The sequence below is a fragment of the Acidaminococcus hominis genome (genome assembly GCF_900291475.1).
Classification (GTDB): domain Bacteria; phylum Bacillota; class Negativicutes; order Acidaminococcales; family Acidaminococcaceae; genus Acidaminococcus; species Acidaminococcus hominis.
Genome location: NZ_OLMM01000005.1, coordinates 529487 through 549950, shown reverse-complemented (window position 1 = coordinate 549950; position 20464 = coordinate 529487). Strand labels below are relative to the sequence as shown.

At 55.3% G+C, this 20464-nt stretch carries 21 protein-coding genes; all 21 read right to left on the bottom strand.

The annotated features are described in order from the left end of the window. Nucleotides 1–34 precede the first annotated feature (34 nt). The 21 genes from C7E10_RS08995 to C7E10_RS08895 all read right to left on the bottom strand — a co-directional run bounded on the left by C7E10_RS08995 (nucleotide 35) and on the right by C7E10_RS08895 (nucleotide 20268). Complete coding sequence (locus tag C7E10_RS08995) at nucleotides 35–1339, bottom strand: TolC family protein (RefSeq protein WP_231086073.1); 1305 nt, start codon at nucleotides 1337–1339, stop codon at nucleotides 35–37. Nucleotides 1340–1425: 86 nt separating this feature from the next. Continuing rightward, complete coding sequence (locus tag C7E10_RS08990; RefSeq protein ID WP_231086074.1) at nucleotides 1426–2682, bottom strand: MlaD family protein; 1257 nt, start codon at nucleotides 2680–2682, stop codon at nucleotides 1426–1428. After that, nucleotides 2679–3443 (bottom strand): ABC transporter ATP-binding protein, encoded by a 765-nt coding sequence (locus C7E10_RS08985; protein ID WP_105326958.1) that lies wholly within the window; start codon nucleotides 3441–3443, stop codon nucleotides 2679–2681. The genes C7E10_RS08990 and C7E10_RS08985 overlap by 4 nt, the downstream gene beginning before the upstream one ends. Before the next feature lies 1 nt (nucleotide 3444). Continuing rightward, entirely contained in the window at nucleotides 3445–4227 is a 783-nt protein-coding gene (locus C7E10_RS08980) for an MlaE family ABC transporter permease (RefSeq protein WP_105326957.1), read from the bottom strand. A gap of 227 nt (nucleotides 4228–4454) precedes the next feature. After that, nucleotides 4455–6203 carry a SpoIVB peptidase S55 domain-containing protein gene (locus C7E10_RS08975; protein ID WP_105326956.1) on the bottom strand — a complete coding sequence of 583 codons (1749 nt, stop codon included), beginning with the start codon at nucleotides 6201–6203 and terminating at the stop codon, nucleotides 4455–4457. Nucleotides 6204–6259: 56 nt separating this feature from the next. After that, nucleotides 6260–6565 (bottom strand): hypothetical protein, encoded by a 306-nt coding sequence (locus C7E10_RS08970; protein ID WP_105326955.1) that lies wholly within the window; start codon nucleotides 6563–6565, stop codon nucleotides 6260–6262. A gap of 69 nt (nucleotides 6566–6634) precedes the next feature. Then, on the bottom strand, nucleotides 6635–8065 hold the full coding sequence (locus C7E10_RS08965) for a phosphodiester glycosidase family protein (protein ID WP_231086079.1): 1431 nt from the start codon (nucleotides 8063–8065) through the stop codon (nucleotides 6635–6637). Between the two features lie 57 nt (nucleotides 8066–8122). Then, the gene (mreB, locus tag C7E10_RS08960) at nucleotides 8123–9151 is read right to left on the bottom strand and encodes a rod shape-determining protein (RefSeq protein ID WP_105326954.1); all 1029 of its coding nucleotides are present in this window, start codon (nucleotides 9149–9151) and stop codon (nucleotides 8123–8125) included. Between the two features lie 9 nt (nucleotides 9152–9160). Beyond that, nucleotides 9161–10420: a UDP-N-acetylglucosamine 1-carboxyvinyltransferase gene (murA, locus tag C7E10_RS08955; RefSeq protein ID WP_105327436.1), complete on the bottom strand. Its 1260-nt coding sequence runs from the start codon at nucleotides 10418–10420 to the stop codon at nucleotides 9161–9163. Nucleotides 10421–10458: 38 nt separating this feature from the next. Further along, on the bottom strand, nucleotides 10459–10830 hold the full coding sequence (locus C7E10_RS08950; protein ID WP_146109058.1) for a hypothetical protein: 372 nt from the start codon (nucleotides 10828–10830) through the stop codon (nucleotides 10459–10461). A 235-nt stretch (nucleotides 10831–11065) separates the two neighbouring features. Next, complete coding sequence (locus C7E10_RS08945) at nucleotides 11066–11257, bottom strand: hypothetical protein (RefSeq protein WP_105326952.1); 192 nt, start codon at nucleotides 11255–11257, stop codon at nucleotides 11066–11068. Between the two features lie 56 nt (nucleotides 11258–11313). Next, nucleotides 11314–11754 (bottom strand): ATP synthase F1 subunit epsilon, encoded by a 441-nt coding sequence (gene atpC / locus C7E10_RS08940; RefSeq protein WP_105326951.1) that lies wholly within the window; start codon nucleotides 11752–11754, stop codon nucleotides 11314–11316. Between the two features lies 1 nt (nucleotide 11755). Beyond that, nucleotides 11756–13195 carry a F0F1 ATP synthase subunit beta gene (atpD, locus tag C7E10_RS08935; protein ID WP_255419938.1) on the bottom strand — a complete coding sequence of 480 codons (1440 nt, stop codon included), beginning with the start codon at nucleotides 13193–13195 and terminating at the stop codon, nucleotides 11756–11758. A gap of 49 nt (nucleotides 13196–13244) precedes the next feature. After that, complete coding sequence (atpG, locus tag C7E10_RS08930; protein ID WP_105326949.1) at nucleotides 13245–14153, bottom strand: ATP synthase F1 subunit gamma; 909 nt, start codon at nucleotides 14151–14153, stop codon at nucleotides 13245–13247. Nucleotides 14154–14158: 5 nt separating this feature from the next. Next, a complete protein-coding gene (gene atpA, locus C7E10_RS08925) occupies nucleotides 14159–16042 on the bottom strand; it encodes a F0F1 ATP synthase subunit alpha (RefSeq protein WP_105326948.1) in 1884 nt (627 codons plus the stop codon). A gap of 42 nt (nucleotides 16043–16084) precedes the next feature. Further along, nucleotides 16085–16576, bottom strand: coding sequence for a F0F1 ATP synthase subunit B (gene atpF / locus C7E10_RS08920; protein ID WP_105326947.1), 492 nt, complete (start codon nucleotides 16574–16576; stop codon nucleotides 16085–16087). Nucleotides 16577–16622: 46 nt separating this feature from the next. Continuing rightward, nucleotides 16623–16880: an ATP synthase F0 subunit C gene (gene atpE / locus C7E10_RS08915; RefSeq protein WP_105326946.1), complete on the bottom strand. Its 258-nt coding sequence runs from the start codon at nucleotides 16878–16880 to the stop codon at nucleotides 16623–16625. A 27-nt stretch (nucleotides 16881–16907) separates the two neighbouring features. Continuing rightward, nucleotides 16908–17621: a F0F1 ATP synthase subunit A gene (gene atpB / locus C7E10_RS08910; RefSeq protein ID WP_105326945.1), complete on the bottom strand. Its 714-nt coding sequence runs from the start codon at nucleotides 17619–17621 to the stop codon at nucleotides 16908–16910. Between the two features lie 7 nt (nucleotides 17622–17628). After that, nucleotides 17629–18060 carry a hypothetical protein gene (locus tag C7E10_RS08905; protein WP_146109057.1) on the bottom strand — a complete coding sequence of 144 codons (432 nt, stop codon included), beginning with the start codon at nucleotides 18058–18060 and terminating at the stop codon, nucleotides 17629–17631. Nucleotides 18061–18071: 11 nt separating this feature from the next. Beyond that, nucleotides 18072–19235: a non-hydrolyzing UDP-N-acetylglucosamine 2-epimerase gene (gene wecB / locus C7E10_RS08900; RefSeq protein ID WP_105326943.1), complete on the bottom strand. Its 1164-nt coding sequence runs from the start codon at nucleotides 19233–19235 to the stop codon at nucleotides 18072–18074. A 19-nt stretch (nucleotides 19236–19254) separates the two neighbouring features. Continuing rightward, on the bottom strand, nucleotides 19255–20268 hold the full coding sequence (locus C7E10_RS08895) for a glycosyltransferase family 4 protein (RefSeq protein ID WP_105327435.1): 1014 nt from the start codon (nucleotides 20266–20268) through the stop codon (nucleotides 19255–19257). Nucleotides 20269–20464 lie beyond the last annotated feature (196 nt).

The window sequence follows — 20464 nt, the reverse complement described above, 5'->3', positions numbered from 1 at the left end:
CACTGGGACCGCAGGGTCCAGAGCGCAGAAGTGATTATTGGTTTTCGACAGGAACACCCATGGACTGCTCCAGGAGAGCCGTATTGGTGTTGTAGTCATACAAAGCCTGGATATAGTTGTTTTTGGCGGTGGTCAGGGAAACGGAAGCATCCATTACGTCCGTGTTGGTCCCCACACCGGCCTGGTACCGCAGCTGGGCAATACGGTAATCTTCTTCTGCCTGGGCAACGGCCACTTCCGTGGTCTTGATCCGTTTTTCGGCTTCCCGCATGCTCAGGTAGCTGGTCCGTACGGCCAGGCGCACATTATCGGTAATCTGCCGGTAGCTTTCCTGGGCCTTGATGATGTTGGCCTTGGCTTCCCGTACCTTGGCGGCGGTTACGCCGTAGTCCCAGATGTTCATGCTCACCGTAGCGCCTACGGCCCAGTTGTTCTTGTGGCTGCCGGGGAAATTATCATCGCTCCATTCGTTGGAAGCCCCCAGGGTCAGTTTCGGCAGGTTGCCAGCGTTGGCAATCTTTTCGGCAGCTTCTGCCATTTTCACGGAAGCTTCTGCCTGGTGGATTTCCGGACGGTTGGCCATGGCGTAGGTTACGCAGTTGTCCAGGTTATAGTCATTGGGTTTGTATTCCAGGCCCTGGCTCAGGTTCAGCCGGGTAGCTGTGGGCAGGCCAATTTCGTTGTTCAAGGTGGAAACCGCCACTTCATAGCTGTTCTGGGATTGGGTCAGGGTCTGCTGGGCGTCCACCAGTTCCACCTGGGAACGGAGTACGTCAGCCTTGGCCACCACGCCTACAGCGTATTGGGCCTGGGTGTTCTTCAAATGCTCGCTGAGCCGGTCCACGGTTTCCTTGTCCAGGGTTACCGTATTGGCGGCCTGGAGTACATCGTAGTAGTCCTTCGATGCGTTGTAGCGGGTGGTCTGGTAGGAACTGTCCATGCCGTATTGGTAGTATTTCAGGTTTTCCTTGGACTGGTCAATGGCGCCTTCCAGGGAACCACCGGAATAAATAGGCACGGAAATGCTCACTTCGTTGGTATGGGAATTGGCGAAATGAGGCCGCCCGGTAGTGGTCTGGTATTGACCGCCCCGGCCGCTGTAATGGTTAAAGGAAACAGTGCCCCAGCGAGCCCCTTCTGCCTGGTCCTTCTGGGCCTTGGCCGCATCCAGTTCGGCAGCGGAAATCTTCACATCGGAATTGTTTTCCAGTGCCATGCGCACGGTTTTGCCCAGATCCAGATTGACGGTCTCCGGAGCCGCTGCGCCCGCAGTATGTAGAGTAAGCGCGCTCATAATAGCCACACTCAGTAATAATTTCTTTGTATGCAAGTGCTTCACGTTTATGCCCTCCTGTTTTTCCTGACTACTTAGTCAGCCTTATTTATTATAAACAGTAAGATTTTTAAAGTCAATTGAGAATCTGCTTAGAAATGTGCCCGAAGGCCCACATAAGCGGTCTCAGAACCGTTGTCCAGCACATCCAGACTCTCGCCCAAGAGGGATAAATTGGGGCTGAAGGCCCATTCTGCGCCGACTTTCAGTTTGGCATCGTCAAAATCGTAAAAATCTGTGAACAATTTAAATTTGGGGCTCAGGTTCCAATCCATGCCCACACCAAAGTCCCCTTCTATAACTCCGGCCCGGCCCAGCATAAATTTGTTCAGCCGTTTATTGTAATGGAAATCCAAGCGGTCCCGGTCCCCGATATCGGAAACTCCCAGGTAGACAAAGTCATCCTTGTTGAGGGGCAGTTTGGCGCCCATATCCGTGCGCCATTTACCTTTTTTGTCCCCGTACAGGACATCGGCCTGGAGCTGGGCATCGGAAACCATGCCCAGAATCTTATCCGCCTTTTCCGAGGTGGCCTTGGCGTGATGGACCGTTTCCTGGAGCTCTTTCTTCATCTCCGGGTCGGAAACCACACTGTTCAAGGATTCTGCCGTCTGTTTGATTTTCCGGCTGGCATCGGCCATATTGGCGGCCATAACGGCCACGTTTTGGCCGGTGGCCCCATTGGCATCCGCCTGGGTCATAATGCTGTTCATATGCACGGACATATCCCGCATCTGGGTAACCATGGTGTGGATATCTCCCTGGTTCTGCTGGGACATTTCAGCCAGGGAACGGGTGAAGTCGTTCAGGTTCTTGGCCACTTCCCCGGTCTGGACAAAGCCCTGGCGCATGGATTTCTGCACGTCCTTGTCCCCAAACACGTTGCTGAAGGCATCCACCACCACTTCCAGCTTATCCAGTACCTTGCCGGAGGTATCCATCATCTTGCTGATACCGCTGGACTGCTGGCCGGTAATGGTTTCGCCCGCCTTAAAGCTCAGCCCGGTAGCGATTTGCGGGGGTGCAATGGTTACAAATTTGGTGCCCATAACCCCGTCCATGCCGATGCTGAACTGGGAATTGCGGGGGATTTTCTGCTTCTCGTCCAGCTTCATGACCACCTTGACCTTGGAGCCGTCCACCACAATGTCTTCCACCTTGCCCACGGGCACCCCGGCGAACCGGACTTCGTTGCCTGCCTTCAGGCCATTCACATCGTCAAAAATTACATTCAGTTTATACGTTTTGCCGGCAAAGCTGAATACTCCCAAAAAGGTCAGCATCAGCGCCAGGATCACCAGGCCGCCCAGGGTGACGGCTCCGACTTTTACCTCATCTGTTTTCATCATTTGCTCCCTTCACCGGTATCTTCATAAATATCGCTGCGGATAAATGCCCGCACTAGCGGCTGCTGGGTCCGCTTGGCCTCGGACACCGTACCGGAAAATACAATGTGGCCTTCGCTGAGCATCAGCACCCGGTCCGCACACAAGAAGGCGGAAGCCATGTCGTGGGTAACCAAAAGGGAGGTAATCCCCAGCCGCTTTTTGGCTTCCAAAATCAACTGGCTGATGTTGGTGGCCATAATGGGGTCCAGTCCCGCTGTTGGCTCATCATAGAGAATGATATCCGGCTGCAGGGCCAGCGCCCTGGCCAGCCCCACCCGCTTCTGCATCCCCCCGGACAGGGCTGCCGGGTACACATGTTCGTTGCCGCTAAGACCCACTGCGGCCAAAAGGGCACTGACCCGCTGCTGAATGGCGTCTTCCTTCAGCTTGGTGTGCTGCCGCAGGCCAAAGGCTACGTTTTCGCTGACGTCCAAAAAGTCGAACAGGGCCGAATACTGGAAGACCATGCCCATATGCTGGCGCAGGGCATTCCACTGCTTCTCGTCGTAGTTTTCCACGTTCTTGCCCTGGATTACCACGTGCCCCCCCTGGGGTTTCAAAAGGCCAATCAGCAGCTTCAGCACCGTACTTTTGCCGGTGCCGCTGGGGCCGATCACCGCCAGGGTTTCGCCCTTTTTCACGGAAAAGCTGACTTTGTCCAGCACCACCTTAGGCCCAAAGGCCATATCCACTTGTTGAAATTCTATGATGGGTTGTTCCATGTCAGCCTCCGTTTACGTACAAAATCACGGACAGGAAATAATTGCAGATAAAAATCAGGATAATGGACAGCACCACGGAAGCCGTGGTAGCAAGCCCTACGCCTTCGGCGCCCTGCTTGGCCGTCAGGCCCTTGTGGCAGCCGATGATGGCAATGATGGCACCAAAAAAGGTGCTCTTGATCAGCCCGCCGATAATATCCCAGGGCTCAATGAAGCCCTGGATGGAATCCAGGAACATCTGGGTGCTGATGTCCGCATAATTTTCTGCCACAAACCAGCCCCCGAAATCCCCTACCAGGTTGGAATAGACCACCAGGATGGGCATCATCAGGATAATGGCAATAAAACGGGGGGCCACCAGATACTGGACCGGACTTACGGCCATCACCCGCAGGGCATCAATCTGCTCGGTCACCTTCATGGTGCCGATTTCAGCGGCAATGGCAGCGCCGATCCGGCCAGCCACTACCACCCCGGTCAGGATGGGGGCCAGTTCCCGGCCCATGGCAATGGCCACAATGCCGCCTACGGAGTCAGCCGCCCCAAAGCGGACAAATTCCTTGGCTGTCTGAACCGACATGACCATGCCCGTACACAAAATGGTCATCCCCACAATGGGCAGGGAGTCCGCCCCCAGTTTGCCCATTTGGCGCACCACTTCCTTGGGGTCCGCCTGGCGCACCAGGGCGCAGGTCTCCAGAAACAAATTCACTACGCGGCCGGTGCGGGCACACAGATCCAGCATTTTCCGGCCCACCCAGCGGCAAAGTTGTTGTATCCCCATAAAATTCTCCTTAACACTGTTACAGCTTGTCAATTGATATACAGAATATTATAACCCATTCAGGGCAAAAAAGGAAAACAGAAACAAGTTTTTTTCTGTACGGCTTCTCAGCCGCACCACAGCAGGGATTTTCCCCCTTCAAGAGCTGACTGTACAGTCAGTTCTTGGCCAAAAACAGGGCGGATTCTCCCATCCAGGGACAGGAAATATCCGCCGCTGCGGTTTTGTTATTTGCCCTTTACCCGGGCCGTAATAGTGGCTTCCCCACTGATGATAAAGTCCATGGGGAATTTCTGCTTGTACTTGCTGCCCCGCAGAATGCCGCTGAGGGAGGAACTGGTCAGCCCCATTTCCTGCTGCTGGTTCTTCCGGCTGGAAGGGCCATAGCTGGGCATCAGGTCCACAATTACTTCGTTGTTGGCATCCATGGTATTGAATTCATCAATAAAGTCCTTCAGTTTCCGCTGAGGCTGCTGGGTCATGGGATTATCCTCGGTCACCAGCTGATCTCCGTCATTGTTATTTTTCTTCTGCTGGCTGGAAATGGCCCGGGTCACCCAGCTGGTGGCATTGCCGCTGCGGACAATCAGGGTCATGGGCCCGCTGGGCTGCTTATCCGGCACCTTGAAGTTGATGGTCCGAGTAATTTCTTCTGCCCGGTAGGGTTTAAAGGTTACGGAAATAGGCAGTACGTCTCCGGGAGCCACTGGCTTCATAGGGATGGAAGCGCCTACCAGCTCTGCCACTTCGCAGCTGGCCGTGGTTTCCACATCCACGTTGACATCTTGGATGGTCACCTTGTTGAACCGGTTGTTCATCAGCATATCGGTGGCGATGTTCAGCTCGGAATCCGTCAGCTTGCCAATATCGGAAGCACTGTAGAACATATTTTCCCGGCGCAGCTGGATGGGATTGTCCTGGTCGTCCTGGGCCGTAATGGTAAAGCGGATTCGGGAGGTGCCGCCGCCCTTTCTGTCCTTGGCCAGGCTCACCGTATTGTAGGTAACCCCGTCCACCAGGGAGGGCACCAGATCCTCATCGGTTACCAGCTGGACATTGGTGCTTTTGTGCACGCCCCGGTCCTTGTCGGTTACGGAAACATACATGGGAATGATGTTGGCGTTCTGCCCCTCTAGGCCCGCTACACCCACCAACCGGTCCTGGCTGATCCGGCCCAGGGTCTTGCCCAGGGTGCCCACCTTAAAGGCACTCTGGATATTGGGCACGGAAGCAAAAATCCAGGCATTGGTCATAAAATAGTCGGAAGCCCCATGCTGCAGGAAGGGGTGCCCAAAGGCCAGTACCCGGCCCTCATCGTCGGTCCAGGTTACCGTGCCGATGGCGCCGATCACCATATCCCCCCGTACCAGGGAGACCCCCACGGAACTGCCCGGCTCCAGTTTTACCTGGTCCAGGTCCGCATTTCCCGCAGGCACGGCGTAGGAAGTCAGCCCAAAAGGCTTCAGCCGTTCGTTCAGGTAGCTGACCCCGTCCGTGGTAAAGCCGCTGACCATAAGCGGCGTGCCCTTGGCCAGGCTGGGCTGGCCGGACTGGAACACAGAAGGCCGGGGGTCCGGCTGGGCAAACAGCTGGAGCATTTCGTCAATGGGGGTAAGAAAACAATAATTGGGGTCGGAAAAGGCCTGGCCGTAGGCCACAGCGCCCGCCAGCCGTCCGTTGATGTACACCGGACTGCCGCTCATGCCCTGGGCAATGCCGCCGCTTTTTTGCAGCAGGGGCCCGGAGGCCTTGATCAGGATATTATAGCCGCCGGTTTCCGTACCGGTGACCCCCAGCACCTCCACATCGAAGGTTTCGATTTTGGCACCTTCAATGACGGTTTTGCCGTAGCCCGTCATGCCGGGTTTCAATTCTTCCACCGCAATGGTAGGAATGGCAGCCCACACCAGGGACGCCAAAGCAAAAAACCCTGTCAGGGTCAGAATCAAGATGCGCTTCCAGTTCAAAACGTGCATATGCCCTCCATACAGGTAAAGACCGGCGCCGAAGCGTCGGTCTTTTTCGCTAAGTCTTACGGTTCGATTTCAGCAACCACTTGGTCCGCCGAAACTTGTCCGCCGGGGGCTACACTTACCGAAACAACCTTTCCGCTGCAATTGGCTCTGGCGGCGGGTGCCGTCCCTGCCAAAGTCTTTACGGTAACCAGTACCGCCCCTTCCGTTACCTGGGCGCCTACGTTCACCGTACTCACCACCTGACCGGACAGGCTGCTTTTCTGGGGCCGTCCGCCGGCGGCCTGGGCAATGCCAAAGGCCAGGAGGGCGATCATCAAGGCTGCCGCCCATATCTTCTTGCTTTTCATGAATTTATTCAACATGATCAGCACCTCGTTTCTCTATAGTGTACCAGTATTATATACCGAATGGCCATTCTTATGCAAGAAGTGTCACTTCCGGAAGAAGCCCAACGCCACCCGAACCGGCCGTTCTTCCCCATCGGAAGGATCATTCATCACCTTGCCATTGACCACCATTTCACTGGAGCCGCCGCCGTCAAAATTCATGGCCCGGTCGGCCCCCAGGCTCACAAAATAGCGGGCAAATTCCGTCAGGCTCATGCCGGCGCTGACGTCGGAACGGCCGTCCGCCACCACTACCAGCACCGTGCCGTCCTTTTTGATGCCCACGCCCGTCCGGGGCGCCCGTCCTTGGGCAATATCGGGGGCAATCTCCTCCTGGGCAGCGGTTACTTCCACCAGCCCGTCCCACACCAAAAGCGGCCCTGCAGAGCCCACCGAAGGGGCTTCATCTGCCCGGGCGTTCCCCAGGCTTTGGGTTACGGTAAGCTGCTCCCCTCGGCGCAGACCGTTAAGGAACCGGGCCCCCTGGCCGTTTCCGGACAGGACGCTGTAGCCGGCAGTAAGCGGCATATCCCCCCGGGAGCTGATGGCCGTTACCCGGCTGTTGCCGTTGAGCTGCACCTCGGTACCGTAGGAATTGGTATCCGTGGCCGTATCGTAGCCATCGTTAAACAAAATCAGTTCATTGGACAGCCGCATCCGGTTCACCGCACTGATGGGCATACTGTTCCCTTCCTGGTCCTTCACCACACCCTGGTAGGCCAGTCCCGTTTCAATGGAAGGCTGTCCCTTGGCGTCAATCACCAGACCCGTTCTAGGCGTAGTTTCCGAAGCCAACCATTTGTTCTGGATTTTCAGGTTTCCCACCACCCAGATATCACTGTCAAAATAGGAGGCGTTCACCAGGCTTACTGCCCCGGAACGGCGGGCAATCATGGACAGGGTACCCTTTTGGATGGTTTTTCCGTAGCCCGGAATAAAGTCCAGCTTAAATTCGCTGTTAGGCGTCATGGTCAGTACATAGGTACGCACATTCCCCGCTCCCAGATTTACGGTGCTCTGCTTGTAGGTCAGGCCCTTGCCCAGCCACTGGGAAGAGCTGGACCAGTTGGCCGCAGCAGGGTTCTCGTCCCCGGGAGCCCGGGGAAAATCAATCACCAGTCGTTTGGGCCGTCCTAAAGCAAAAATCTTATACTCCGGTACCGGCTGCCGGAACTCAATGACCAGCTGGCTATCCTTTCCCTTGGGGGAAAGCGTGGCCCGTTTCACCCGGGGATCCCGGAGCCGTACCATCTGGGTCCGCTCTGTATCCCCCTTGAAATCTATAATCAGCTGCCGGCCCGAGGTGCGGGCCGTGTATTTTACCGTTTTGTCCAGGCTCAGCACGATTCGGGCCCGCTTGGGGGTAACCCCGCCCCGCATGGCCTCAATATCCGCTGCCTGGGCGCCCAAGGGCGCACCCAGCAGAAGGCCGGCCAAAAGCAGCCGCCCCATCCATTTGGTGTACCGTTTCTTCACTTGTATGCCTCCTAAGACAAAAGGTGCTGCCGCAGCAGCACCCCAAAATTGTTTTCATTATTCCTGAAAGGTAAGTCCTTCGTCCAAAGCCCGGCCTGTTCCAATGGCCACACAGTCCTCCGGCCGTTCTGTCACCCGGACGGGCATCCGCAGCTGCTCGCCCAGCACCTGTGCCAGGCCGTCCAGCTGGGCGCCTCCGCCGGTAAGGACCATACCCTGGGCCAGAACATCCGCCGCCAGTTCTGGCGGGATTTTTTCCAGCGCCCGATGGATACAGGACAGCACCATTTCCAGGGCTTCCTGCATGCCCCGGGCCGTATCCCGGGAGTCCAGCCGCAGGCTGGTGGGAAGGCCGGTAATCATGTCCCGGCCTTTGACAATGAGATTGCCCCGGGCCGCAGCCGGATTCACCGTGCCAATTTCCAATTTGATTTCTTCCGTCAAAGCATCCTCCACCTGGATATTCAGGTGGTTTTTCATATATCGGGACAGGCTTTGGTTAAAGGCCTGCCCTCCCAGCCGCAGGGAAGCGGAGCTGACCAGCTGCCCCATACTGAGCACCGCAGCTTCCGTGGTTTCCGCCCCAAGGGTCACCACCAGGCAGCCCAGGGGTTTCTGTACCGCAAGGCCCGCCCCCAGAGCCGCCGCTAACGGCTCCTCCAGCAGATAGGCCTTGGACGCACCGGCCTGCATGGCAGCCTCCGTGACCGCCCGGCGTTCCACGCCGGTGGCGTCCGTAGGCACGCACAGCATTACCCGGGGCTTGAAGAACAAATTCCGTCCCACCACCCGGGTCAGGGCCGCCTCCAAAAGAGCCTGGGCCCCGTCAAACTCGGCAATGACCCCGTTTACCAAGGGCCGGATTACCCGGATATGGGGAGAGTCCTTGTCAGCCATAGCGGCTGCCTTGGCCCCAATGGCCACGGCTTTTCCCTGCCTGTCATCAAAGGCAACCACGGAGGGTTCCCTTAGGACAATGCCCCGGTTTTTCATGTATACCCGGATATGGTAGGTCCCCAGATCAATCCCCACGTCTGTCTGATGCAAAAGACGGGAAAAGAAACTTCTCTCCATCCGTTTTCTCATACTTCCACCTTACTTTGTCCGCTTGATATCGGCTCCCAGCTTGGTCAGCTTTTCTACCAGGTTTTCGTAGCCCCGGTCAATGTGATGGATATCCGTCACTTCGGTGACTCCATCGGCCACCAGTCCGGCCAGCACCATGGCAGCCCCGGCCCGCAGGTCGGTAGCCCGCACCTGGCAGCCATACAGCTTGGGAACGCCTTCTACCAGGGCAGCCCGGCCGCCGCTGGTTTTGATATTGGCACCCATGCGCAGCAGTTCATCTACGTGCATGAAGCGATTTTCAAATACTGTTTCCAGAACGGAGCTCTGGCCCTTGGCAATGCACATCATGGCCATTACCTGAGCCTGCATATCCGTAGGAAAGCCCGGATAGGGCAGGGTTTTGATGGTGATGGGCTGCAATTCCTTAGGGCCCACCACATGGACATCGTTGATGCCTTCTTCTACAATGGCTCCTGCTTCCCGGAGTTTGGCAATCAGGGGCTTCAGATGTTCACACAGAACATTTTCTACCTTGATATCCCCTTGGGTCATGGCGCCGGCCACCATAAAGGTACCTGCTTCAATCCGGTCGGGAATTACCGTGTGTTCCCCGCCCTTCATGCTTTCCACCCCGTCAATGCGGATGGCAGTGGTACCGGCTCCCCGGACCTTACCCCCCATCACATTGATGTAGTTGGCCAGGTCCACGATTTCCGGTTCCTGGGCAGCGTTTTCAATGATGGTGGTGCCTTTGGCCATGGAAGCCGCCATCATCAGGTTTTCCGTAGCGCCTACGCTGGGAAAATCCAGATAAATGGTGGTGCCCACCAGACCGTTGGGCGCCGTAGCTTCAATATAGCCATGGCCCTGCTCAATTTTTGCACCTAGGGCTTCAAAGCCCTTCAGATGGATGTCAATGGGACGGGTGCCAATGGCACAGCCCCCGGGCTGGGAAATCTTTGCCCGGCCTACCCGGGCCAGCAGGGAACCCATCACCAGGAAGGAGGCCCGCATGGTGCTTACCAGTTCATAGGGAGCTTCCCAGCTGGTAATCGTCCGGCTGTCAATCTTTAGTGCATGAGGCTGGGGATGGGTAACCTTCATACCCAGACATTCCAATACTTTACAAATGGTGGCTACGTCTTCCAGTTCCGGCACTTCCAAAATGGTACTTCCTTCCGTACCCAAAACTGATGCCGCAATAATCGGCAGCACGGCATTTTTTGCCCCGCTGACCCGCACCGTTCCCTCTAAACGATGCCCACCTCTTACAACCAATTTCTCCACGCCTTGTTCCACACCTTTCTTACATCTCTTACTTGAAATCACTTGCTATTGAGGCCCATCTGTTTGGCATGCCGCGCTTGCTGCGTGCTCAATTGTTCATCCAGGCGTAATCGCATTTCATGCTGTTCTTTATAAGTCTCCGCCTTCCGCTGGGCTTCCAGTTCAGGATGCGCTTCCAGCTGCTGACGGTGTCTTTCCTTCCACAAAGCCCGGGCCTGGTCCGCCCGCTGCTTTCTCTGCCGGGACCGTTCCCGGGCCGCAGCTTCCCGCTGCTGCCGCTTGGACAGGGCCTGATGATGCTTCACCTGTGCCCGGCGGATCAAATACACCAAAAATACCAACGGCGCCATTAAAAAGGTGCCGATAATCCAAAAGTTCCGGTGCTTCATGGGCAGTCTGTGGCTATCCACATAAACAAACCACGTGAGCAGGACAGTAATCAATAAAATGATAAAATTGTGCAATCCGTACGGCACCTCCCACCTCGAATGTCTACGGTACTGCTGGCCACTTTTCGCTCGCTAATTTTGTAACTAAAATATTATACCATACCTGTACCTGTTTGCGGAAACAAATGGCAGGAACACCCTAAAAAAACAAGAGCCGTGGACAAAAGGAAAAGCCTTTTGTTCCACAGCTCCCGTTTTAAAAACGTGATGTATGCATCCGCAGGCGGTCAGCCAAAATATTGTAATACACTTCTTTTTCCTGAATGGTCTTGCGTAGTTTCTTTTTCTGCTCGTCCGTACTGGCTGCAGCCAATCTTTCATTGAGTTCAACCAATTCCAACCGCAGCTGCCCCATTTTACTGGCAGCCATTTTACTGATGAAGTCCATGGCGGCTCCCCCTCTCCTGCCTGCCGCATCCGTCTGCAAATGAGCTTACATCTGTGTTACTCGCTAATGGGATAGGGCTTCACTTTGCCAATGAGAGAAGCCGTCTTCAGCCGGGCCTCAGCCCGCCGCAAGATTTTTTCCGTCTGTTCAATATCGGTCAGGGCATCCGGGTGGTCCAAACGGGCCTGGGCTTCTGCCTGGACCGCCTGATAATGGGCCACATCGATGTTTTCCGCATACTGGGCCCGAGGCGTCAGGATGGTAACCACGTTATCCTTGACCTCGGCGAAACCACCTTCCACGTACACCAGGATCACCTGGCTGTGGGCGTCCTGGAGTTTCAGCGTCCCCTCTCCCAAAACGGCAATCAGCGGACCATGGTTGGCCAAAACGCCGATGCCGCCGTTGACTGTATTCAACAACACATAGGAAATATCCTCTCTACGGACCAATAATTTATCCGGAGTCAGGACTTCCAATTTCATTAACTTGGCCATATCATTCGCCCTTCATTTTCTTGCCCTTGGCCACAGCCTCGTCAATGCTGCCTACCATGTAGAAAGCGCTTTCCGGCAGGTCGTCATGCTTGCCTTCCAGGATTTCCTTAAAACCTTTGATGGTATCCTGTAAGGAAACGTACTTGCCGGGCTGGCCGGTAAACTGTTCTGCCACGAAGAAGGGCTGGCTCAGGAACCGCTGGACCTTTCTGGCCCGGGACACGGTGAGCTTATCAGCCTCGTTCAGTTCTTCCATACCCAGAATGGCGATGATATCCTGGAGCTCCTTGTAGCGCTGGAGGATTTTCTGCACGCCCCGGGCTACCTGGTAGTGCTCCTGGCCAATCACCAGGGGGTCCAAAATCCGGCTGGTGGAAGCCAAAGGATCCACGGCCGGGTAAATGCCCAATTCCACGATTTCACGGGACAGTACCGTAGTTGCATCCAAGTGGGCAAAGGTTGCTGCCGGCGCCGGGTCCGTCAGGTCATCGGCAGGTACGTAAACGGCCTGCACGGAGGTAATGGAACCGGTGCGGGTGGAGGTAATCCGCTCTTCCAGGCCGCCGATTTCGTTGGCCAGGGTGGGCTGATAGCCTACAGCAGAAGGCATACGTCCCAGCAGGGCGGATACTTCAGAACCGGCCTGGATAAACCGGAAAATATTGTCGATGAACAGCAGCACATCCTGGCCGCCTACATCCCGGAAATATTCGGCCATGGTCAGTCCCGTCAGCCCTACTCTCATACGGGCTCCCGGGGGTTCGTTCATCTGGCCGTACACCAGGGCCGTCTTGTCGATAACCCCGGATTCCTTCATTTCGCCCCACAGGTCGTTGCCTTCCCGGGTACGTTCCCCTACGCCGGAGAACACGGAAAAACCCCCGTGGTTAGTGGCGATGTTATGGATCAGTTCCATAATCAGCACGGTCTTGCCTACGCCGGCGCCGCCGAACAGACCAATCTTGCCGCCCAGGGAATAGGGGGCAATCAGGTCCACGACCTTGATGCCGGTTTCCATGATTTTCGTTTCTGTAGCCTGGTCAGCCAGACTGGGAGCCGGCCGGTGAATGGGCCAGTAGTCGGCAGCGTCCACCGGGGTGGGATCGTCGTCCACGGTTTCCCCCAGCACGTTGAAAACCCGGCCCAGGCAGCCCTTGCCTACAGGAACGGTAATGGGCTTGCCGGTATCCAGGGCATCCATGTTCCGGGTCAGGCCGTCGGTAGAGCTCATGGCTACGGCACGGACCACATCGTTGCCAATATGCTGCACCACTTCTGCGGTGAGCTTGACATGGACGTCTTTAGACGCCTGGGCATCAATGGTGATGGCATTATAGATGGCAGGCAGTTCCTTGTCCGGGAAACGGATATCCACTACAGGACCCATGACCTGGACCACTTTCCCCACATGACCTCTGGTCTTGGCGGAAAGTTTGGCCACTGCCGCGTCAATTGCATTCTTATTTTTTTCAGACACGATGGTGCCTCCCTTATTTCAAAGCTTCTGCACCACCGACAATTTCGTTGATTTCGGTGGTAATGCTGGCCTGTCTGACCTTCTGGTAGTAGACCTGCAGCTTGCCCAACAGGGTTTCTGCGTTGTCCGTTGCGGTGGTCATGGCCGTCATCCGGGCGGCCAGCTCACAGGCGGAGCTTTGGATCAGTGCCGTAAAGATCTGGCTGCGCATATAGTAATGGGCCAGGTAGGACAGCATTTGTGCCGGTTCCGGCTCAAAGAGCAGGGTGGTAAAATCGCTCTGGTCCTGGGTATCCCATACTTTTACGGCATCCTCTTCTGCCTTGTCCCCAGCCTTGGGCTGCAGGGGCAGGAGAGGAATGGTCCGGGGCAGCTGCACCATGGCGGATTTGAAGTAGGTGTAGATGATGTTCACCTCATCCACTTCCCCATGGGTAAACATGGCCTCCGCGTAGTCGGCGATTTCTTCCGCCGCCTCAAAGGTGGGCTTTTCGGAGAAACCGTTCCAGCTTTTGGCGATGCTGTAGCCCCAATGGTTCAGGCCAATCTGCATCTGCTTGCCCACGGTAAGCAGGGGGGAATCTTCCTTGCCCCGGAGCTCTACGCCGGTAAACTTGACGATGTTGTTGTTAAATGGACCGGCCAGGCCCTTGTCGGACCCCATAATGATGTAGGCCGTTTTGTACACCGGACGTTTTTCCAAAAGCGGGTTCTGGGAATAGTCCAGGTGCGCCATCACGGACGGGTCACTAAGGGCCAGCTGCAGCAGGCCGCGCAGCTTATCTGCGTACGGCAGGCTGGCATTGGCCCGCTGCTGGGCCTGGTGCATCCGGGCCGACGCCACCATCTGCATGGCGCCGGTAATCTTGCTGATACTGCCCACGGTTTTCATATGGGCTCTAATGCCGCTGGTGTTTGCCACTGGGCTCACCCTCTTTCAGGGGCAGCAGCGCTGGGTACAGCGTCCGGATTGGAAGGTGCAAACAGCTTGCCGAATTCGTCCAGGGCTTCTTCCAGCTGCTGCTTCAGGTCATCGGCCATTTTCTGTTCCTTGGTCAGCCGGGTCAGGATAATGGCGCAATGGCTTTCCATATAGGTCAGCATTTCATGTTCATACCGGGTCACATCTTCCAGAGGCACTTCGTCCAGGAAGCCGTTGTTTACGGCATACAGGGAAATAACCTGCTGGGCCATGCTCATGGGATGGTACTGGCCCTGCTTGAGCATTTCCGTTACCCGGGCGCCTCTGTCCAACTGGGCCTTGGTGGCTTTGTCCAAATCGGAACCGAACTGGGCAAAAGCGGCCAGTTCCCGATACTGGGCCAGAGCCAGCCGCAGGGTACCGGCCACGGATTTCATGGCTTTGGTCTGGGCTGCGCCGCCTACCCGGGATACGGACAGGCCGGCGTTGATAGCCGGACGGACACCGGAGTTGAACAGGTCGGTTTCCAGATAAATCTGGCCGTCGGTAATGGAAATTACGTTGGTGGGAATATATCCGCTGACGTCCCCGGCCTGGGTCTCAATAATGGGCAGAGCCGTCATGGAGCCGCCGCCGTGGCGGGCATTTCTCCGGCAGGCCCGTTCCAAAAGCCGGGAGTGCAGGTAGAATACATCGCCAGGGTAGGCTTCACGTCCGGGGGGACGGCGCAGCAGCAGACTCATGGCACGGTAGGCCACTGCGTGCTTGCTCAGGTCATCATAGACAATCAGCACATCCTTGCCCTGGTCCATGAAATATTCCCCTACTGCGGCACCGGCATAGGGTGCCAGATACTGCATAGGTGCCGTATCAGCAGCGGTAGCCGCCACAATCAGGGTGTAGCCGGCAGCCCCGTACTTTTCAAAGGTATGGGCCAGCCGGGCCACAGAAGATGCTTTCTGGCCAATGGCCACATAAATGCAGATAACGTTCTGATCCTTCTGGTTCAGGATGGTATCGATGGCGATGGCCGTCTTGCCGGTACCTCTGTCCCCGATAATCAGTTCTCTCTGCCCCCGGCCAATAGGTACCAGGGCATCCACGGCCTTGAGGCCGGTCTGCAGCGGTACGTCTACAGGCTGCCGGGCGGCAATGCCCGGAGCGGGAGATTCAATGGCATGGAACGCGGTGGTTTTGATGGCACCCTTGCCGTCCAGGGGCTGGCCCAGCGGGTCAATGATCCGGCCCAGCATTTCGGAACCCACAGGGATTTCCATAACTTCGCCGGTCCGGCGCACAATGTCGCCTTCTTTAATCTTATCGGCGCCGCCCAAAAGCACGATACCTACTTCTTTTTCCCGCAGGTTCTGGACCATGCCGTAAACGCCGTCCCGGAGGGCTACCAATTCGCCGCTCATGGCGCCGCCCAGGCCGCTGGCGGTACAAATACCGTCGCCCACCTTTTCGACCACGCCAATTTCTTCCAGGTCAACCTTATCTTGATACTCTTGGACCCCTTTGGCCAGGGAATCCGTTATGCTTTGGGACGCATCCAAATCCTGGTTGCTCAGGTGGATGGCCTTCATGATGTTGTCCATCTTTTCCAGCTGCCGCTTCATGCTGGCGTCAAAAATATGGTCGCCATACTGCACCAGCACACCACCTACCAGCTTGGGATCCACCTTTTGGCTGTCCAAAATCACCGGCTTGCCAAACTTCTCGGCCAGCAGGCTTTGGAGCAGCTTCACTTCCTCAGCCGACAAAGGCTGTGCCGTACTGACTGTGAGCGGCAGGATGGATTGCCTCTCAAACAGAGCCTTGTCATCGTCAGTGAGGGTCACGCGATCCAGGATCTGTTTCCACAGAGCTGCCTTATTTTCACTGTTCATAGGTTTTACTGCCTCCACAGTTCCTTTTTACAGGGACTTTTGTTATTTCTTTTGCTCTGCCATTGTCTCATCGGTTACTTTGGCGATGAGAGCCTGGTCTTCGGCAGAATTCAGTTTCTGCTCCAGTACCCGGCCGGCAATTTCCGTGCTCAGCGCAATAATCTGTTCCCGCACATCCAGAAGGGCCTTTTTCTTTTCCAGTTCCACGGTTTCCCGGCCGGTAGCCAGGAGTTCTTCCCGCTCCTTCTGGGCAGCTGCCAGGGCTTCGTCATGGAGCTGCTGGGCCATGGTATTGGCCTGGGCCACAATGGCGTTGGCCTGCTGTTTGGCTTCCTTCAGCTGGTTGGCATAGGTTTCCTTCAGTTGTTCTGCCTGCTGCCGGGATTGTTCTGCCGAGTCCATATCCTTGACGATTTTGGTCCGGCGGTCATCCATGGTTTTCAGCAGCGGTTTGTAGGCAAACTTGGCCAAAATCCACAGGAGGATGATGAAGTTCACAATCTGCGCAATCAATGTATAGTTAATACTTACCATTCTTTACCGACACTTCCTTTCTCCCTATGGGGTTCAAAACGGCCCATTAATGGACAAAAGGATTGGCAAAAATCAGCACAATGGCAATAACGGAAGCAATGATAGGAATGGATTCAACCAGGCCGATACCAATCAGCATGTTTACCTGGAAGCTGCCGGCCTGTTCCGGCTGACGAGCCATGCATTCCAAAGCCTTGGAAGCTACCGTAGAGTCCCCGCGGCTAGCTGCCAGGGAAGCACCTACCCCAATCAAAGCTGCTCCCAGAATGGAAGCTACGATAATAAGCGTGTTGTTGTCAATCATGTTTATACACCCTTTCCAGCAAAATTTTTATTTTTCTTTTTCGTGATGCACTTGTTTAAAGATAGGCGCCAGGGCAATCACCGTCAGCATGGTGAAGATGAAAGCCTGCAGGAACCCGATGATCAAGCTGAACCCAATCCACAGGTTGGGCACAACCCAGGGAACCAGCTTGTAAAGCACTACCAGCAAAATTTCACCGGCAAGAATGTTGCCAAACAAACGAAGGGCCATGGTCAGCGGTTTGGACAATTCCTCGATCAAATTCAGGGGAAGCATCAAGGCAAAGGGGGAAACCAAATGCTTGAAATACTTCGGCCCCTGCTGGATGATACCAATAATATACGTTGCCACGGCAACTGTCAGAGACAAGCCCAAAGCCACGTTGATATCGTTGGTGGGAGAGGTCAGATGCACAAAAATGGAAGGCATCATGCCCAATTCGTTGCCAATAAAGATGTACAGGAACAAGGTAATCACAAACGGGGTTGAAATCCGTCGTCCCTCGATTCCCAGGTTGGCATCCATCAATTTATCCAGCCATTCAATAAACATCTCTACCAGGTTCTGAATCCCATAGGGTATCATTTGTACCCGCCGCGTGGCTGCAAAAACAATTGCTGCCACAATAAACATGGTAAGCCAGGACATGTAGAGCGTCTGCATGTTCAGTGTAATGCCGGGCAGCACTTCGGTAGTCCCGTACTCGATGACTCCCGAACTTGCAGCTTCTGCAATTCCCATACCGCAATCACTTCCTTTTTGTTTTGTAGATTTCTATATGGCAGACGGCCATGTGAACCAACAGGGTAACGTTGAAAAAGACAAAGCCCAGCAGCACCAGCGCCGTTTGACCCTGGAGCTTCAGGGACAGCAGCGTCAGGAACAGCAGATAAGCCAGGCGGGTAAACATCATACGCCGCATATACGCGGCAGCCCGCTCCGGCGTTTTCCGCATACCCCGGGCAATGCCCCAAAGGACCAGACCGCTGTCTCCCAAGCCGGCCAGAGCGCCCCACAGGGCACCGGCTATGGTGTGCCAGACCAAAGCACCCGCCAGGATTGCCACTAGAGCCAGCAGGCCCTGGCGGATCATAATCTGTCTCAACTGTAAATTCAGATTTTTTTGAGCGGCAGGGCTAATGCCCTGGGGTTCAAAAGTACCCAATTGTTTCGTGACCATCCTTCACCAGCTTATTTTTTCTCCGTGGTAAACTCCGGCATCAGTTCCACCGGATATCCATGGGTGTGAAGCAGGAAGGAAACAATCCGCTGGGAGGCTTTGCCGTCCCCATAGGGATTGACTGCTTCAGACATTTGTTTGTAGTATTTGGGATCTCCCAACAGGCGGCTGGTAGCCGCATATACATCTTCCTTCCCGGTGCCGATGAGTTTTACGGTACCGGCTGTAACGGCTTCCGGCCGTTCAGTGGTATTGCGTAGCACCAGCACAGGTTTGCCCAGTGCCGGGGCTTCTTCCTGAATGCCGCCGGAATCGGTGAGAACAATGTCCACCTCGGCCATCAGGTTTACAAAGGGTTCATAGTCCATGGGCTCAATCAGGTGTACCCGGTCCATTTTGCCCAGGACCTGTTCGGCCACTTCCCGCACCTTGGGATTCTTATGCATGGGGAAAATGGCTTCCGCTTCCGGGTGGTCCTTCAGTACTTCCTTCAGGGCCGTGTACACATGGCGCATGGGAGCACCCAGGTTCTCCCGGCGGTGGGTGGTCATCAGAATCAGCTTATGGTCGCTGCGGATGGCCTCCTCCAGTTTAGGATTATGGAAATCAAAGCCAGGACGCACCGTGGTCTTTAAGGCATCAATAACCGTGTTGCCGGTAACGTAGATGCCTTCCGGGCTGATGTTTTCCTTTAACAGGTTGCTCTTGGCGGTTTCCGTAGGAGCAAAGTGGTAGTCGGCAATGGCGCCGGTGAGCTTCCGGTTCATTTCCTCCGGGAAAGGAGAATATTTGTCGCCGGTGCGCAGGCCCGCTTCCACGTGGCCCACGGGAATCTGCTTATAGAAGGAAGCCAGCGCCCCCACAAAGGTGGTGGTGGTATCCCCATGGACCAGTACCAGGTCCGGTTTGGCTTCTTCCAGCACAGCCTTCAGGCCCATCAGGGCTTTGTCCGTTACGTCGTACAAAGTCTGTCCGGCCGTCATGATATTCAGATCATAGTCCGGCTTGATCTGGAACAGCTGCAGCACCTGATCCAGCATTTCCCGATGCTGGGCCGTAACGGCTACAATGGGTTCCAAATAATCCGGATACTTCTTCATTTCCAGTACCAGCGGACACATTTTAATAGCTTCCGGCCGTGTACCGAAAATCATCATGACTTTCAATTTGTTCATAACACTCGCGCCCCTTATATCAAGATCTATCCTGTAAGATACCTATTTTCTTTGCGCCGATGAAAATCACTGCCAGCAGGAATACCAGCAGGCCCACGGCATACATCCCTTCCATTTCCGTCAGCAGCACAGCCGTCAGGCACAGGCCGGCGCTGATCAAATACATAAAGATTACAGCCTGCCGCTGGCTAAAGCCCATGGCCAGCAGGCGATGGTGGATATGACCCTTGTCCGGGCTGAAAATGGGATGGCCATTTTTGTAGCGGCGGACAATGGCAAAGGCCGTGTCCATAATGGGCAGGCCCAAAGCAATGGCCGGTACCAGAAGGGCAACCGTAGCCGCGCTCTTTACCGCACCAAAAATGGAAATGGCCGCCAGCATATAGCCCAAAAACAGGCTCCCGGTATCCCCCATGAAAATGGTGGCCGGGTTGAAATTGTACCGGATAAAGCCGATGATGCCGCCGGCCAGGGCCGCCGTAAGAACAGCCACCGGATACATTCCCTGCTGCAGGGCAACCATGATTACCGTAACGGAGGCAATGGCGGAAACGCCGGCTGCCAGACCGTCCAGGCCATCAATCAGGTTCACCACATTGGTGAAGCTGACAATCCAAAATACCGTAAACGGTATGGATAAGTAGTTCAAATAAAAATAACCACCCCAAGGATTGTTCAGCCATTCAATCCGGACCCCGAAAAATACCGGTACCAGAGCTGCCACAATCTGCCCCAGGAGCTTAACTTTGGCGGCCAGCTGGAACATATCATCCAAGATGCCCACAAGAGCAATCACCGTGCCGCCCAGCAGGATGCCCACCACGTCCCGGGTGAGTTCCATACAGGTCAGCGCCGCCGCCATAAAGCCGATAAAAATGGCCAGGCCGCCCATTCTCGGCATAATCCGGTGGTGCACCTTACGGGCATTGGGACGGTCCACCGCCCCTACGCGGAATGCCAGTTTCTTTACAAAAGGAGTAAGCAGCCAGCTTAAAATCAACGAAATGGTCAACGCCAATAAATATGTTTTCACAAAGCAGCCTTTCTGCGGAACACCGCCTACAAATTTCTTCAGCTTATACAGGTTCATTATAGTACAGTTTGAACAAATCTACAATTTTTTCCCGGAGATTCCCCGGACAAATTTGTGATTTTTTGCGAAAATATTTTGTCAGTCCGCAGCTGTACCTGTTTCTATATTTACAGCTTCTTTCCTGGGTGTTACACTG